The organism is Delftia sp. Cs1-4 (assembly GCF_000214395.1).
Classification (GTDB): Bacteria; Pseudomonadota; Gammaproteobacteria; order Burkholderiales; family Burkholderiaceae_C; genus Comamonas; species Comamonas acidovorans.
Genome location: NC_015563.1, coordinates 455,926 through 470,481, shown reverse-complemented (window position 1 = coordinate 470,481; position 14,556 = coordinate 455,926). Strand labels below are relative to the sequence as shown.

Sequence of the window (14,556 nt, the reverse complement as noted above, 5' to 3'; positions counted from 1 at the left end):
CCCAGGTCAACCCGGGTCTGCGCGCAGTGTCTGCAAGAGGCCCGTCGATATAATTTGTTGTTGACTCACGCCCCCACAACACAAGAGGACTTCATGAGCGCAACCCACACCGAAGAAGCCCATACGGGCCCGATCAAGAACCCCAAGCAGCTGCTGATGGCGGTGTTTTTCTCGTTCGTGGTTCCGGTGTTCGTGATCATCGGCCTCGTGCAATACGTGAGTTCGGCCGACAAGGCCGGCGCCGGCGCTTCCCAGACCGAAATGGCCAAGGCCCAGCGGCTGCAGAAAATCGGCCTCGTGGAAATCCGGGATGCCAATCGCCCGCTGCGCTCGGGTGAAGAAGTCTTCAAGGGCCAATGCGCGGCCTGCCATGCCACAGGTGCCGCAGGTGCTCCCAAGTTCGCGGATGCCGCGGCCTGGGGCCCGCGCCTGGCACAAGGTCTGGAAGGTCTGGTGCACTCGGCCCTCAAGGGCAAGGGAGCGATGGCGCCTCAAGGCGGCGGCGATTTCAACGACACCGAAATTGCCCGTGGCGTGGTCTACATGACCAATGCCGCAGGTGGCAAGTTTGAAGAGCCCAAGGCCCCAGCCGCAGAAGGCGCTGCAGCGGAAGGTGCAGCGGCACCCGCCAACTGAGCAAGGCCCAGGATGTCTGGCACCAACCGGCTTCGGCCGGTTTTTTCATGCCCGGGCCGGACTGCGCACAAAACCGTAGCGTTGCGGCAACGTCTGTGCCGGCACCTCTTCACAGGCAGGCAGCATGCTGGCGTCCAGCGCGGCAGCGGCATCGACCATGTCCTGCGTATGGACCAGGCCCAGGCCGGAGGGCATGGCCAGATACAGGCGCCCTGTCTCATCCATCAAAACCTCCTTGATGGCTGCGGCCTGCAGCTCTGCCCCTGTGTGGCTGTGCACCTGCAGGCGCTCGCCATCCCAGCGCAGCCGCCATATCCAGGGTGTGCTTTCCAGTTCCACATACACGCGCTGGGGACCATTCTGGAAAAACCACCGACCGTCGGGCTCGGCAAGATAGTTGCGGGCAATGAAGTCCGCCAGCTTTTCGTTGCGCACCTCCGCGCCCTTGGCTCCCGGGATGCCGCTGTCGAAAGCGCCGCAGGCCTGGGCCTCTTCATCGCGCAGATACCAGCGCCCGCGCTCGTCCAGCCCCAGCCAGCCGCTGCAGGCGGGCACATGGGGCCATTTGGCCATGGCCTGCTTCACGATATCGTCCATTGCATTCATCCTTGTTCGCTGTCTGCCAGCCACTGCGTGACGGCCTGCGGCATGCCCAGTACATGCCCTGGCCAATGTCCCTGTGCAAAACCCACATGACCGCCGTGCGGCGGTTGCCACAGCGTAACCCGTGGGCCGACCTCGCCTGGCCCTGGCAGGCTGCATGCAGGGACAAAGGGATCGTCCAGCGCATTGAGCAGCAGCGCAGGCACGGCAATGCTGCCCAGCACAGGCTTGGCTGCCGCCCGGCACCAGTAGTCGTGCGCATCGAGAAAGCCATGCACGGGTGCCGTGAACGCGTCATCGAACTCCTTCAGATCGCGCGCGCGCACCGCGGCATCGCGGTCGAAGAGGCCGGGAAATTGCGCCCATTTGACCCGCGCCTTGGGCACCAGCGTGCGCAGGAACATGCGTGTGTAGATCCAGCGGTTCAGACCCTGCCCCAGCGCCATGCCGCCAGCCGCCAGGTCCAGCGGCGCACTCACCGCCGCCAGGGCCTGGACCACCTCGGCCGCCTTGTCTGCCTGCAGACCGGCCCAGCGCGCAAGCGCATTGCCGCCCAGGGAAACACCCACGACATGGAGCGGGCGGGAAGACCGTGCGCGCAGGCGGCGCAGTATCCAGTCCACCTCCTGCACATCGCCCGAGTGATAGGCGCGCGGCCCCCGATTGACCTCGCCACTGCAGCCGCGAAAGTGCGGCACGGCCATGTGCCAGCCACGCTGCGCGGCCACCCAGGCCATGGCCTGGGCATAGTGGCTGTTCGCCGAGCCTTCAAGGCCATGGAAAAGCACCAGCCATGGCGCGTCGGCAGGCAGGGTGGAAGCACCGCCGAAGGCGACATCGATGAAGTCCCCATCCGGGGTATCCCAGCGCTCCCAGCGCCAGGCGGGCGCCGCCTGGCCCACCGGCCAGCGGCGCGCGAACAGTGCCGGCCAGATGGTCTGGGCATGGCCCCCGGGCAACCAGCGCGCCGCCGTGAATTCGTGCATAAAAGCCCTGTTAGCAGTCCTTGCCACACCGCTGCGCAATGGCCTTTGCCCTACAGGGCAGCAGGCCGGGCGCGCAGCACAATCGCCAGCATTGCGCATGCATCGTGCGCGATACTGTTTTCCATTGTCGCTTTCAGGTTGCCATCTTATGAAACGTCTACTCGCCACGCTTGCCACCGTCCTCGCATTGACCGGCTGCGGCTACAACGACTTCCAGCGCCTTGACGAACAGACCAAGTCGGCCTGGAGCGAGGTGCTCAACCAGTACCAGCGCCGCGCCGATCTGGTGCCCAACATCGTGGCCTCGGTCAAGGGCGAGGCGAATTTCGAACAGGAGACCCTGACCAAGGTGGTGGAGGCGCGCGCCAAGGCCACCTCCATCCAGGCCACGCCCGAGCTGGTCAACAACCCCGAGGCCTTCAACAAGTTCCAACAGGCGCAGGGCGAGCTGTCCAGTGCCCTGTCGCGGCTGATGGTGGTGGCTGAGCGCTATCCCCAGCTACAGGCCAACCAGGGCTTCCGCGACCTGCGCGTGACACTGGAGGGCACGGAGAACCGCATCACCGTGGCGCGCAACCAGTACATCCAGGCCGTGCAGTCCTACAACGTGCTGGCGCGCAGCTTTCCGACCAATCTGACGGCCAAGGTTTTCAGCTACGAACCCAAGCCCAGCTTCAGCGTGCAGAACGAGGCCGAAATCTCCCGTCCGCCCACGGTGGACTTCGGCAACAAGTAAGCCGTGACCATGTCCCTGGTGCCACTGTGGCGCATGCTTTGCGCCCTTGCCCTGACCATGCTGCTGCTGCCCGGGAGCACGCTGGCGCAGGCGCCGCAGCCCGTGCCGGCCCTCTCGGCGCAGCTCATCGACCAGACGGGCACGCTGTCGGCCGATGAGGCACGCGCCATTGAAGACAGGCTGCGTGGCATCGAACAGAAGTCAGGCTCGCAGGTCGTCGTGCTGATGGTGGCCACCACCGCGCCCGAGGACATTGCCGCCTATGCCTGGCGCGTGGCCAGTGACTGGAAGATCGGCCGCCGCGACGTGGGCGACGGCCTGTTGGTGGTGATTGCCAAGAACGACAGGCGCATGCGCATGGAAGTGGCCCGCGCGCTGGAAGGCGCGATCCCCGACCTGGCGGCCGCGCGCATCATCGACCAGCAGATGGCACCGCGCTTTCGCCAGGGGGACTATGCGGGCGGCATCACCGCCGCGCTGGACCAGGTGGCAGCGCGCATTGCGGGCGAGCAACTGCCGGCGCCCTCCTCCAGCACCCAGTCTTCCAAAAGCCCGGACAGGGGCTTCGACATGGAAGACCTGATGCTGTTTTTCTTCTTCGGCGTGGCGGTGGTCGGTCCCATCCTGCGCTCGGTGCTGGGCCGGCCGCTGGCCTCCGTGCTGGCGGGGGCAGGCGCCGGCATTGCCGCCTATGTGGTGACGGCCAGTCTGCTCGTCGCCGCAGGAGCGGGAGTCGTCGCGCTGCTGTTCACCCTGCTGGGAAGCGGCCGCTCCGGCAGGGGTGGCGGCGGTGGGTGGGGCGGTGGTGGTGGCTTTGGCGGAGGCGGCGGCCGCAGCGGTGGCGGGGGCTTCAGCTCCGGCAGAGGCGGCAGTTTCGGGGGCGGCGGCGCCTCGGGGAGTTGGTGAGATGGCGGCTGCAATCACAGGCTTTTTACAGCGTCTGCTCCGGCTGCTGCGCCACCATTGGGCCGAAGGGCAGTTGCGCCGTGCACTCCCGCCTGAAAGCCTGGCGGAGCTGGAGCGCCTCATCACCATGAGCGAGCAGCGCCATACAGGCCAGATTCGCATCTGCGTCGAACCCGGACTGCCGCCCAGCTACCTGTGGCGCGACGCCACGCCGCGCGAGCGCGCCATCACGCTGTTCGGCAAGCTGCGCGTCTGGGATACCGAACACAACAACGGTGCCCTGATCTATCTGCTGCTGGCCGACCACGCCATCGAAATCGTCGCCGACCGCGCCCTGGCGTGCACCCTGCCGGCGGAACAATGGCAAACGCTGATCAGCGACATGGGTGCCGCCTTTCAGGGCGGCCATTACGCCATGGGCATGACAGCAGCCCTGGAGCGCGTGAGCCTGCTGCTTGAAACCAACTTTCCGCGTGACCCGCTGCAGCCTGTGCACGATGGCAGCGACAATCTTCCCGATGCTGTCGTGATACAGCACCACTGAAAGGCAGGCAGGCTGCGCAGGCCGGGCCGAGCCACCCCCTTCATCAAGCTATCGCGGGCACGGAGGCTGTGATAGCGTCACGCCATTTCATCAAGGAGCATCCACACCATGAAGAACACCCTGGCCCGCCTGGGCCTGCTGGCCGCCGTGCTGACCCTGAGCGCCTGCGCAAGCCCCATCCTCGACGACTCGCAGGAATATGACTATGTGCTCAGCTGCAAGCTGCGCGAAGACGACCCCAAGCGCTGCGAACAACAGATCCGCGCCCTGTGCCCCGTGCCCGCCAAAGCCGTGACGCACAAGTCGCGCACGGTGGACCCCAAGGACAATGCCGTGACCTACGTGTACCAGGCCCGCTGCGGCGACTGAGCCATGGGGCCGGTGACCGGCCTTCCAGCCTTTCGCACCAAAGAAAAAGCCGCCCGAGGGCGGCTTTCTTGCAGCTGGAGCCCGAATGGAGCTCAGCGCTTTTGGCGGAACTTGCGCAGGGCTGCGATCTGAGCGGCCATGACGGCCAGCTCGGACTGGGCACGCGCCAGATCGACTTCGCTCTTGGCGTTCTTCAGTGCTTCCTCGGCTTCGAGCTTGGCCTTCTCGGCCTTCTCGGCGTCCAGGTCGGCACCGCGGATGGCGGTGTCGGACAGCACGGTCACGCAGTTGGGCTGCACTTCCAGGATGCCGCCGGCCACGAAGACGAACTCTTCGCTGCCGTCCGCCATCTCGATACGCACCGAGCCGGGCTTGATGCGCGTGATCAGCGGAGTGTGGCGGGGAAAAATGCCCAGTTCGCCGGATTCACCGGGCAGGGCGACAAAGCGCGCTTCACCGGAGAAGATGGACTCTTCGGCACTGACCACATCAACGTGGATGGTGTTCATCTTTGCTCCTCAGAAAAGGTGGGACTGGAACTTGGAACCGGCAGGGCCCAGATCGGGGACACCGAGCAAGGGCCGCCCCGCCGCGAGGGTGTCGTCCCCCTCCCCGCGAAGCGGGTAGAGAGGGGGAAGCGACGCAGTCGCTCAGGGGGTGCCGCAGGCTCAAGCCGCCAGTTTCTTGGCCTTCTCGAAGGCTTCGTCGATGGTGCCAACCATGTAGAAGGCCTGCTCGGGCAGGTGATCGCACTCGCCAGCGCAGATCATCTTGAAACCACGGATGGTTTCAGCCAGCGACACGTACTTGCCGGGAGCGCCAGTGAACACTTCGGCCACGTGGAAAGGCTGCGACAGGAAACGCTGGATCTTGCGGGCGCGGGCCACGGTCAGCTTGTCTTCGGGAGCCAGCTCGTCCATGCCCAGAATGGCGATGATGTCGCGCAGTTCCTTGTAGCGCTGCAGCGTGCCCTGCACTTCACGGGCCACCTTGTAGTGCTCTTCACCCACGACTTGGGGGTCCAGCTGGCGGCTGGTGGAGTCCAGCGGATCGACGGCGGGGTAGATACCCAGCGAAGCGATGTCACGCGACAGCACCACGGTCGAGTCCAAGTGGGCGAACGTCGTGGCAGGCGAGGGGTCGGTCAAGTCATCGGCGGGCACGTAAACGGCCTGGATGGAAGTGATCGAACCGACCTTGGTCGAGGTGATGCGCTCTTGCAGGCGGCCCATTTCCTCGGCCAGCGTGGGCTGGTAGCCCACAGCGGAAGGCATGCGACCCAGCAGAGCGGACACTTCGGTACCGGCCAGCGTGTAGCGGTAGATGTTGTCCACGAAGAACAGCACGTCCTTGCCTTCGTCACGGAAGGCTTCGGCCATGGTCAGGCCGGTCAGCGCCACGCGCAGACGGTTGCCCGGGGGTTCGTTCATCTGACCGTAGACCATGGCCACCTTGGAGTCGTTCAGCGACTCCTGGTTGACCACGCCGGCGTCCGACATTTCGTGATAGAAGTCATTGCCTTCGCGGGTACGTTCACCCACACCGGCGAACACCGACAGACCACCGTGGCCCTTGGCGATGTTGTTGATGAGTTCCATCATGTTCACGGTCTTGCCCACACCGGCGCCACCGAACAGACCCACCTTGCCGCCCTTGGCGAAGGGCGAGATCAGGTCGATCACCTTGATGCCGGTTTCCAGCAGTTCCTGCGAAGGCGACAGCTCGTCATAAGCCGGTGCCTTGCGGTGGATGGGAGCCGTCAGCGCCTGATCCACGGGACCGCGTTCGTCGATGGGGTTGCCCAGCACGTCCATGATGCGACCCAGCGTCGCCTTGCCCACGGGCACGGTGATGGGGTTGCCGGTGTTGGACACCATCAGGCCGCGACGCAGACCGTCGGACGAGCCCAGGGCGATGGTACGCACAACGCCGTCACCCAGCAGTTGCTGCACTTCCAGCGTCAGGGCCGAGCCGTCGAGCTTCAGGGCATCGAACACCTTGGGCATTGCGTTGCGGGGGAACTCGACGTCCACCACAGCGCCAATACATTGAACAATCTTGCCTTGCACTTGAGCCATTTTTTGCTCCAATTAGTTTGTCTGTTGAGCTGCTTTACACAGCAGCGGCGCCAGCCACGATTTCCGACAGTTCGGTCGTGATGGCTGCCTGACGCGTCTTGTTGTAGACCAGCTTCAACTCGCTGATGACGTTGCCGGCGTTGTCGGTAGCGGCCTTCATGGCCACCATGCGCGCCGATTGCTCGGACGCCATGTTTTCCGCGACAGCTTGGTAGACCAGGGACTCTGCGTAGCGCACGAGCAGTTCGTCGATCACGGACTGCGCGTCGGGTTCGTAGATGTAGTCCCAGCTATGGCCAGACGTCTTCTCGGCCTGCATGCTCTCGGACGACAGGGGCAGCAACTGCTCCACCACCGATTCCTGCTTCATGGTGTTGATGAACTTGGTGTAGCTCAGGTACACCGCGCTCAGCTTGCCCGCTGCATATGCATCGAGCAGCACCTTCACAGGGCCGATCAGCTTTTCCAGATGGGGCGTATCGCCCAGACCCGTCGCGTGCGAAACCACCTTGGCGCCGACACGGTTCAGAAAGCCCAGACCCTTGTTGCCAATGGCCACTGCTTCTGCCGACACGCCTTGATCCTGCAGCTCCCGCAGCTTGGCCGTGACAGCACGCAACACGTTGGTGTTCATGCCGCCGCACAACCCCTTGTCCGTCGTCACCACGATGACGCCGGCTGTCTTTGCATCACCGTTCACTTGCATGAACGGGTGCACGTACTCGGGGTTGGCTTGGCCAAGATGGACTGCAATGTTGCGGATCTTTTCGCTGTACGGGCGTGCAGCCAGCATCCGTTCCTGCGCCTTGCGCATCTTGGATGCGGCCACCATTTCCATGGCTTTGGTGATCTTCTTGGTGTTTTCCACCGATTTGATCTTGCCGCGAATTTCCTTACCTGCTGCCATGATGGCTCCTCGTCCGGTTTAAGCGAACGACTTCTTGAACGCAGCGATGGCGGCGTTCAATTCGGCTTCGGAATCCTTGTCCATGGCCTTGGAAGCGTTCAGCTTGTCGATCAGGGCGCCGTGGCTGGTCTTCAGGAACTGGTGCAGACCAGACTCGAAAGCCAGCACTTGCTTGACCTGGATGTCGTCCATGTAGCCCTTGTTCACTGCGAACAGCGAAGCGCCCATCAAAGCGGTGGACAGGGGGCTGTACTGGGCCTGCTTGAGCAGTTCGGTCACGCGGGCACCGCGGTCCAGCTGCTTGCGGGTGGCTTCGTCCAGGTCGGAGGCGAACTGCGCGAAGGCAGCCAGCTCACGGTATTGCGCCAGGTCGGTACGGATACCGCCGGACTGGCCCTTGACCAGCTTGGTCTGTGCAGCACCACCGACGCGCGACACCGAGATACCGGCGTTGATGGCGGGGCGGATACCGGCGTTGAACAGGCTGGTTTCCAGGAAGATCTGGCCGTCCGTGATCGAGATCACGTTTGTGGGCACGAAGGCCGACACGTCACCGGCCTGGGTTTCGATGATGGGCAGTGCCGTCAGCGAACCCGTCTTGCCCTTGACTTCACCCTTGGTGAAGGCTTCGACGTAGTCGGCATTCACGCGGGCTGCACGTTCGAGCAGGCGGCTGTGGAGATAGAACACGTCGCCGGGGAAGGCTTCGCGGCCCGGGGGACGGCGCAGCAGCAGCGAAACCTGGCGGTAGGCCACGGCTTGCTTGGACAGGTCGTCATAGACGATCAGGGCATCTTCGCCGCGGTCGCGGAAGTACTCGCCCATCGTGCAGCCGGAGTAGGCCGACACGTACTGCATGGCAGCGGATTCGGAAGCGGTGGCAGCCACGACGATGGTGTATTCCATCGCGCCGGCCTGCTCCAGGGCTCGCACCACGTTCTTGATCGAGGAAGCCTTCTGGCCGATCGCAACGTAGATGCAGGTAACGCCCTGACCCTTCTGGTTGATGATGGCGTCGATGGCCACGGCGGTCTTGCCGGTCTGGCGGTCGCCGATGATCAGTTCGCGCTGGCCACGGCCGACGGGCACCATCGAGTCGATGGACTTGATGCCGGTCTGCAGGGGCTGGTCCACGGACTGGCGTGCGATCACGCCGGGAGCGACCTTCTCGATCACGTCCGTCATCTTGGCGTTGATCGGGCCCTTGCCGTCAATCGGCTGACCCAGGGCGTTGACCACGCGGCCGATGAGTTCGGGGCCGACGGGCACTTCCAGAATGCGGCCCGTGCACTTGACGGTGTCGCCTTCGGAGATGTGCTCGTACTCGCCCAGAATCACGGCGCCGACGGAGTCGCGCTCGAGGTTCAGCGCCAGGCCGAAGGAGGGCTGGCCATCCTTGCCTGCGGGGAATTCCAGCATTTCGCCTTGCATCACGTCCGACAGGCCGTGCACGCGCACGATACCGTCGGTCACCGAAACCACGGTGCCTTCGTTACGGATGTCGCTGCTGCCAGCCAGACCCTCGATGCGGCTCTTGATCAGTTCAGAAATTTCTGCGGGATTGAGTTGCATGACTCTTTCCTTCTTTAGCTTTGGTTAGCCGAGACCTCAGTCGCGTTGTTACGCAATGAGGGCCGCTTTCATTTGTTCCAGGCGGGCCTTGACGGACGTGTCAAGAACTTCATCACCCACCACGACGCGGATGCCACCGATCAGGGACTGATCTTGCTGCACCGACAGGTTCAGCTTTCGGCCGAAACGCTTCTCCAGCGAAGTCCCGAGGGCAGCCAGAGCGGCAGCATCTATGGGAAAAGCGCTTTGAACCACGGCGTCGGACGAGCCACCGGCGCGGTTCACGAGGCTGCGAAACTGGGCCGCCACTTCTGGCAGGGCTTGCAGTCGGCCGTTTTCAATGATGACGCGCAGAAAGTTGCGAGCGGCATCAGGCAATGCCGAGCCGGCCACGCCGCTGATGACGTCGAACAGTTGTTCGTCGGTCACCTTGGGGTCGTCGGCCAGCTGGCGCAATTGCGGATTGGCGGCAATCGCCGCCAATTCCTCCGCCCAGGCAACAGTGCCGGACAGGTCAGCACCCTGGTGGGTGCTGGCCTTGAACAGGGCATCTGCGTAAGGACGGGCAATGGTGGCGAGTTCTGCCATGTTTGCTCTTCCTTACAGCTCGGTCTTCAGGCGGTTCAGCAGGTCGGCATGGACGCCGGCATCCACTTCCTTGCGCAGGATCTGCTCGGCGCCCTTGACGGCCAGCGCAGCCACTTGCTCGCGCAGGGCTTCACGGGCCTGGACTGTCTGCTGCTCGGCCTCGGCGCGGGCAGCAGCAACAATCTTGTTGCCTTCTTCGGAGGCACGGGCCTTGGCTTCTTCGATGATGGCCTGGGCACGGCGTTCGGCGTCCGCAAGCCGCGATGCCGTTTCGTTGCGCGTCTGGGCCAGTTCCTGCTCGACGCGCTTGTTGGCGGCGGCCAGGTCAGTCTTGGCCTTGTCGGCAGCAGCGAGGCCATCGGCGATTTTCAGAGCTCGTTCATCCAGCGCCTTCGCGATCGGGGGCCACACGAACTTCATCGTGAACAGCACCAGGATCAGGAAAACGATGGCCTGGACGAACAGGGTCGCGTTGATACTCACGGCAACACCTTTCTATCTAGGGCGTTGATCGGAGCTTAGGCCAGGACGAAGGGGTTGGCGAAAGCGAACAGCAGAGCGATAGCAACACCGATCAGGAAGGCAGCGTCGATCAGACCGGCCAAGATGAACATCTTGGTTTGCAGTTCGTTGATCAGCTCAGGCTGACGTGCCGACGATTCCAGGAACTTGCCACCCATCAGGGCGATACCGATCGAAGCGCCGATAGCGCCCAGACCAACGATCAGACCACAAGCCAGAGCGACGAGACCGAGAATGTTTTCCATGATGACTCCTGAGATTAAAGAAAGAGAAAGGTTGAGAGGGAAAGGAAATGGTCAGTGGGCTTCATGTGCCTGGCCGAGATAGATCAGCGTCAGCATCATGAAAATGAAGGCCTGCAGGGTGATGATCAGAATGTGGAAGATCGCCCAGATAGAGCCTGCAATGATGTGCCCCAAGGGGAGCAACACACCGGAAAGCGACATGGCAGCCGCACCGCCCATCAGAGCGATCAGACAGAACACCAACTCACCAGCGTACATGTTGCCGAACAGTCGCATGCCATGCGAAACCGTCTTGGCGACATATTCAATGATCTGCATGGCCAGGTTGATAACACCCAGGATCAGTGCAAACACGGGATTCTTGCTGGTGCCGAACGGAGCGGTCACCAGTTCGTGGGCCCAGCCGCCCATGCCCTTGATCTTGATGCTGTAGAAGAAGCACAGGATCAGCACGGCCGAGGACAGGCCCAGCGTGGTCGAGAGGTCAGCCGTGGGAACGACACGCAGGTAGGCGTGCGAGTCACCCTGGACGCCCTGCCACAGTACCGGCAGCAGGTCCACGGGCAGCATGTCCATGGCGTTCATCATGAAGATCCAGACGAACACGGTCAGTGCCAGCGGAGCGATGAACTTGCGGCTTTGCGCGTTGTGGATGTTGGCCTTGGCCTGGTTGTCCACCATCTCGACCAGCAGCTCTACAGCCGCCTGGAAGCGGCCCGGAACGCCCGATGTGGCCTTGCGCGCGGCAAGCCACAGCACGAACAGGCTCAGCACGCCCAGCGTGGCGCTGACGACGATCGAGTCCAGGTTGATGACCGAAAAGTCGATGATCGACTTTTGCTTGATGTTCTGGAGGTGCTGCAGGTGGTGAACGATGTATTCACTTGCAGTAGGTGCGTGCGCGTCTGCGGCCATCGGTCAACTTCTCTTCAAATATCAATCGGTTTTTCGGACATTGGCCCGCACTATCAGCGCGACCCAATACGTTTTCATGACGATCACCAAGCCCGCCAGCAGCGCCAGCCAACTCAGCCCCGGGACCAGCTTGGGTGCAGCCGCCAGCATGGCAATGCACAGCACCAGCTTCACCAGTTCCCAGCCAAAAATTCCCACCATGGCGGCTGCAGCGCCGCCAGGCCTCTTGCGCACGACGGCGCGCGCAAACAGCGCAGCCGGCAGCACCACCGACAAGGCGCCATAGGCAGCCGACCATCCGACCTCGGCGCGCCCCGTCACCAGCCACGCGACCAGTGCCACCAGCACGCCAACCACCGCCTGGACCACCACGAAGCGCCACACAGACATCTGCGGGTTTCGCGTGCGCCACTCCTGAGCCTCCTCGGAGGTCAGGGGCTTGAAGTCGGAATCCTCGCCCTCAAGTTCCCTGTCAGCGTCTGTGTCAGCGGCGTAGTTTTTCATTGAGTTCTCGAAGGCCGCAGACCAGACAAGACTTTTTCACAAAGCCTCTGATTATAAGTAAAAACCCCTGCCGAACGATAGGGGTTGTTACGGGCATGCCCAAAACGGCGGCGGCAGCCTGGCTGTGTGGCAGCAGGCCAACAACGCCAGCCTCGCACCGCAGGCAGCTTGTTTGTTGTGTGTGGAGTTTTCGTGACCGGCGGCGCGGCAGCCCCAGGCTGCGACATGGCCGCGAACGATAGCGCACAATCGCCTCCAACGCCAAGCGATTAACCTTGATTCACCTATGACCGACGCCCCCACCCCCTCCTCCGCACCAGCAGCCGCGCCGGACGCGGACCCGCGCAAGGACTCGTTGATCGAGTATCCGTCGCAGTTTCCCATCAAAGTCATGGGCATCAAGGCCGAGCATCTGGTGCATGAAATCACCCAGATCGCCGAGCGCTTCGACCCCGCCTTTGACCCCAGCACCATCGAGTTGCGCCCCAGCAGCAGCGGCAAATACCTGGGTGTCACCGTCACGGTGACGGCCACCAGCCGCGAGCAGCTCGACGACCTGTACCGGGCGTTCACCTCGCACCCGCTTGTGAAAGTGGTGCTTTGAGCGCCCCAGCCGCCGAGCTTGCGCAGACGCTGGACTTGCGCCTGCTGGGCCGCACCGACTACGAAGCCACGGTGCAGGCCATGCAGGCATTCACGAGCGGCCGCGATGCCGGCACGCGCGACGAGCTCTGGATCTGCGAGCACGCCCCGCATTTCACGCAAGGCCTTGCCGGGAAAAGTGACCACTTGCTGAGCCCTGGCAACATTCCCGTGATCGCAACCAACCGCGGCGGGCAGGTCACCTACCACGGCCCGGGCCAGGTGGTCGCCTATCCGTTGCTGGATCTGCAGCGCCTGGGCTACTTCGTCAAGGAATACGTGTTCCGCATCGAAGATGCGGTCATCCGCACGCTGGAGCATTTCGGCATCACCGGCCACCGCGTGGAAGGCGCCCCCGGCATCTACGTGCGCCTTGACGATCCTCGCAGCCACGCCATGCTGGCCCAGCGCCCGCAACTGCGCGCACCCGGCTCGCCCGCGCCCCAGCCCGATTTTTCGGGGCTGGGCAAGATTGCAGCCCTGGGCATCAAGGTCAGCCGGCATTGCACCTATCACGGCGTTGCCCTGAATGCCGCCATGGACCTGGAACCCTACGAACGGATCAACCCTTGCGGCTATGCAGGACTGCAAACGGTGGACCTTTCTACAATCGGCGTTCAGACAACCTGGGACGAAGCCGCGCGCGTGCTGGGACGACAGTTGCAGCGCCGCCTAGCCCCCTGAATCCAGAACCATGACCACCAACACCGTCGTGCGCGAAGCGCAGTCCCAAGCCGAGTACAACCCGCTGGCCAAGCAGAAGGCGGCAGCGAAGCTTTCGCGCATCCCGATCAAGGTCGAGCATGGCGAGGCCCTCAAGAAGCCCGAGTGGATCCGCGTCAAGGCGGGCAGCCCCACCACGCGCTTCTACGAGATCAAGGACATCCTGCGCGCCAACAAGCTGCACACGGTCTGCGAGGAAGCCTCCTGCCCCAACATCGGCGAATGTTTCGGCAAGGGCACGGCCACCTTCATGATCATGGGCGACAAGTGCACGCGCCGCTGCCCGTTCTGCGACGTGGGCCACGGCCGCCCCGACCCGCTGGATACCAACGAGCCGCTCAATCTTGCCAAGACGATTGCCGAGTTGCGCCTGAAGTACGTGGTGATCACCAGCGTGGACCGCGATGACCTGCGCGATGGCGGCTCGGGCCATTTCGTGGAGTGCATCAAGAACATCCGCGAGCTCTCGCCGCTTACCCAGATCGAGATCCTGGTGCCCGACTTCCGTGGCCGCGACGACCGTGCGCTGGAAATCCTCAAGGCCGCACCTCCCGATGTGATGAACCACAACCTGGAGACCGCACCGCGCCTGTACAAGGAAGCGCGTCCCGGCTCGGACTACCAGTTCTCGCTGAACCTGCTCAAGAAGTTCAAGGCCTTGCACCCCAAGGTTCCGACCAAGAGCGGCATCATGGTGGGCCTGGGCGAGACCGACGAGGAAATCCTGCAGGTGATGCGCGACATGCGCGCCCATGACATCGACATGCTGACCATCGGCCAGTACCTGGCGCCCAGCAACAGCCACCTGCCGGTGCGCCGATACGTGCACCCCGACACCTTCAAGATGTTCGAGGAAGAAGCCTACAAGATGGGCTTCACGCACGCCGCCGTGGGCGCCATGGTGCGCTCCAGCTACCACGCGGATCAGCAGGCACACGCCGCAGGCGTTTGAGTTCGCCGCACCCAGGCGGCCCTCAATGCCCAGCCCTCGCCAGCCCTGCTGCCGAGGGCTTTTTCATGGCCGCATGAACACACCTCAAGACGTGCAGGCAATAAAAAAGCAGAGCCGCTGACGCATGC

18 protein-coding genes and 1 pseudogene are annotated in these 14,556 nt (G+C 63.4%); 8 read left to right on the top strand and 11 right to left on the bottom strand.

The window, feature by feature from the left end:
* Positions 1–93: 93 nt before the first annotated feature.
* A pseudogene (locus DELCS14_RS02165) lies at positions 94–612 on the top strand (c-type cytochrome); the annotation flags it as partial.
* A 69-nt stretch (positions 613–681) separates the two neighbouring features.
* On the opposite strand, the gene DELCS14_RS02160 reads toward DELCS14_RS02165, so the two are convergent.
* Both DELCS14_RS02160 and DELCS14_RS02155 read right to left on the bottom strand, forming a co-directional pair.
* Positions 682–1,233 carry a DUF2946 family protein gene (locus DELCS14_RS02160; RefSeq protein WP_013800264.1) on the bottom strand — a complete coding sequence of 184 codons (552 nt, stop codon included), beginning with the start codon at positions 1,231–1,233 and terminating at the stop codon, positions 682–684.
* Positions 1,234–1,238: 5 nt separating this feature from the next.
* Positions 1,239–2,225, bottom strand: a complete 987-nt coding sequence (locus tag DELCS14_RS02155; RefSeq protein ID WP_013800263.1) for an alpha/beta fold hydrolase — start codon at positions 2,223–2,225, stop codon at positions 1,239–1,241.
* A gap of 148 nt (positions 2,226–2,373) precedes the next feature.
* Between DELCS14_RS02155 and DELCS14_RS02150 the strand changes: the two genes are divergently transcribed.
* The 4 genes from DELCS14_RS02150 (at position 2,374) to DELCS14_RS02135 (ending at position 4,780) form a co-directional block, all read left to right on the top strand.
* Positions 2,374–2,961, top strand: coding sequence for a LemA family protein (locus DELCS14_RS02150; RefSeq protein ID WP_012202362.1), 588 nt, complete (start codon positions 2,374–2,376; stop codon positions 2,959–2,961).
* 33 nt (positions 2,962–2,994) lie between these two features.
* Positions 2,995–3,867 carry a TPM domain-containing protein gene (locus DELCS14_RS02145; protein WP_043796555.1) on the top strand — a complete coding sequence of 291 codons (873 nt, stop codon included), beginning with the start codon at positions 2,995–2,997 and terminating at the stop codon, positions 3,865–3,867.
* Position 3,868: 1 nt separating this feature from the next.
* Positions 3,869–4,411 (top strand): TPM domain-containing protein, encoded by a 543-nt coding sequence (locus tag DELCS14_RS02140; protein ID WP_013800261.1) that lies wholly within the window; start codon positions 3,869–3,871, stop codon positions 4,409–4,411.
* Positions 4,412–4,519: 108 nt separating this feature from the next.
* The gene (locus DELCS14_RS02135; protein ID WP_012202359.1) at positions 4,520–4,780 is read left to right on the top strand and encodes a hypothetical protein; all 261 of its coding nucleotides are present in this window, start codon (positions 4,520–4,522) and stop codon (positions 4,778–4,780) included.
* Positions 4,781–4,872: 92 nt separating this feature from the next.
* Here the strand turns inward: DELCS14_RS02135 and DELCS14_RS02130 are convergent, their stop codons facing one another.
* From DELCS14_RS02130 to DELCS14_RS02090, 9 genes are all read right to left on the bottom strand, one after another.
* On the bottom strand, positions 4,873–5,289 hold the full coding sequence (locus tag DELCS14_RS02130) for a F0F1 ATP synthase subunit epsilon (RefSeq protein WP_012202358.1): 417 nt from the start codon (positions 5,287–5,289) through the stop codon (positions 4,873–4,875).
* A 159-nt stretch (positions 5,290–5,448) separates the two neighbouring features.
* Positions 5,449–6,858 (bottom strand): F0F1 ATP synthase subunit beta, encoded by a 1,410-nt coding sequence (gene atpD / locus DELCS14_RS02125; protein ID WP_012202357.1) that lies wholly within the window; start codon positions 6,856–6,858, stop codon positions 5,449–5,451.
* A 34-nt stretch (positions 6,859–6,892) separates the two neighbouring features.
* On the bottom strand, positions 6,893–7,765 hold the full coding sequence (atpG, locus tag DELCS14_RS02120) for a F0F1 ATP synthase subunit gamma (protein ID WP_012202356.1): 873 nt from the start codon (positions 7,763–7,765) through the stop codon (positions 6,893–6,895).
* Positions 7,766–7,783: 18 nt separating this feature from the next.
* The gene (gene atpA, locus DELCS14_RS02115; RefSeq protein WP_012202355.1) at positions 7,784–9,337 is read right to left on the bottom strand and encodes a F0F1 ATP synthase subunit alpha; all 1,554 of its coding nucleotides are present in this window, start codon (positions 9,335–9,337) and stop codon (positions 7,784–7,786) included.
* A gap of 48 nt (positions 9,338–9,385) precedes the next feature.
* The gene (locus tag DELCS14_RS02110) at positions 9,386–9,925 is read right to left on the bottom strand and encodes a F0F1 ATP synthase subunit delta (protein WP_013800260.1); all 540 of its coding nucleotides are present in this window, start codon (positions 9,923–9,925) and stop codon (positions 9,386–9,388) included.
* Between the two features lie 12 nt (positions 9,926–9,937).
* Positions 9,938–10,408 (bottom strand): F0F1 ATP synthase subunit B, encoded by a 471-nt coding sequence (locus DELCS14_RS02105; protein ID WP_012202353.1) that lies wholly within the window; start codon positions 10,406–10,408, stop codon positions 9,938–9,940.
* 35 nt (positions 10,409–10,443) lie between these two features.
* The gene (atpE, locus tag DELCS14_RS02100) at positions 10,444–10,692 is read right to left on the bottom strand and encodes a F0F1 ATP synthase subunit C (protein WP_011803767.1); all 249 of its coding nucleotides are present in this window, start codon (positions 10,690–10,692) and stop codon (positions 10,444–10,446) included.
* Positions 10,693–10,743: 51 nt separating this feature from the next.
* Positions 10,744–11,607, bottom strand: a complete 864-nt coding sequence (atpB, locus tag DELCS14_RS02095) for a F0F1 ATP synthase subunit A (RefSeq protein WP_012202352.1) — start codon at positions 11,605–11,607, stop codon at positions 10,744–10,746.
* A gap of 21 nt (positions 11,608–11,628) precedes the next feature.
* Positions 11,629–12,111, bottom strand: a complete 483-nt coding sequence (locus tag DELCS14_RS02090) for an ATP synthase subunit I (protein WP_012202351.1) — start codon at positions 12,109–12,111, stop codon at positions 11,629–11,631.
* A gap of 286 nt (positions 12,112–12,397) precedes the next feature.
* Here DELCS14_RS02090 and DELCS14_RS02085 point away from each other — a divergent pair, with 286 nt between their 5' ends.
* The 3 genes from DELCS14_RS02085 to lipA are packed head-to-tail and all read left to right on the top strand — an operon-like array spanning position 12,398 to position 14,428.
* Entirely contained in the window at positions 12,398–12,715 is a 318-nt protein-coding gene (locus tag DELCS14_RS02085) for a DUF493 family protein (RefSeq protein WP_013800259.1), read from the top strand.
* The gene (gene lipB, locus DELCS14_RS02080; RefSeq protein ID WP_013800258.1) at positions 12,712–13,437 is read left to right on the top strand and encodes a lipoyl(octanoyl) transferase LipB; all 726 of its coding nucleotides are present in this window, start codon (positions 12,712–12,714) and stop codon (positions 13,435–13,437) included. The genes DELCS14_RS02085 and lipB overlap by 4 nt, the downstream gene beginning before the upstream one ends.
* 10 nt (positions 13,438–13,447) lie before the next feature.
* Positions 13,448–14,428, top strand: a complete 981-nt coding sequence (gene lipA, locus DELCS14_RS02075; RefSeq protein ID WP_013800257.1) for a lipoyl synthase — start codon at positions 13,448–13,450, stop codon at positions 14,426–14,428.
* Positions 14,429–14,556 lie beyond the last annotated feature (128 nt).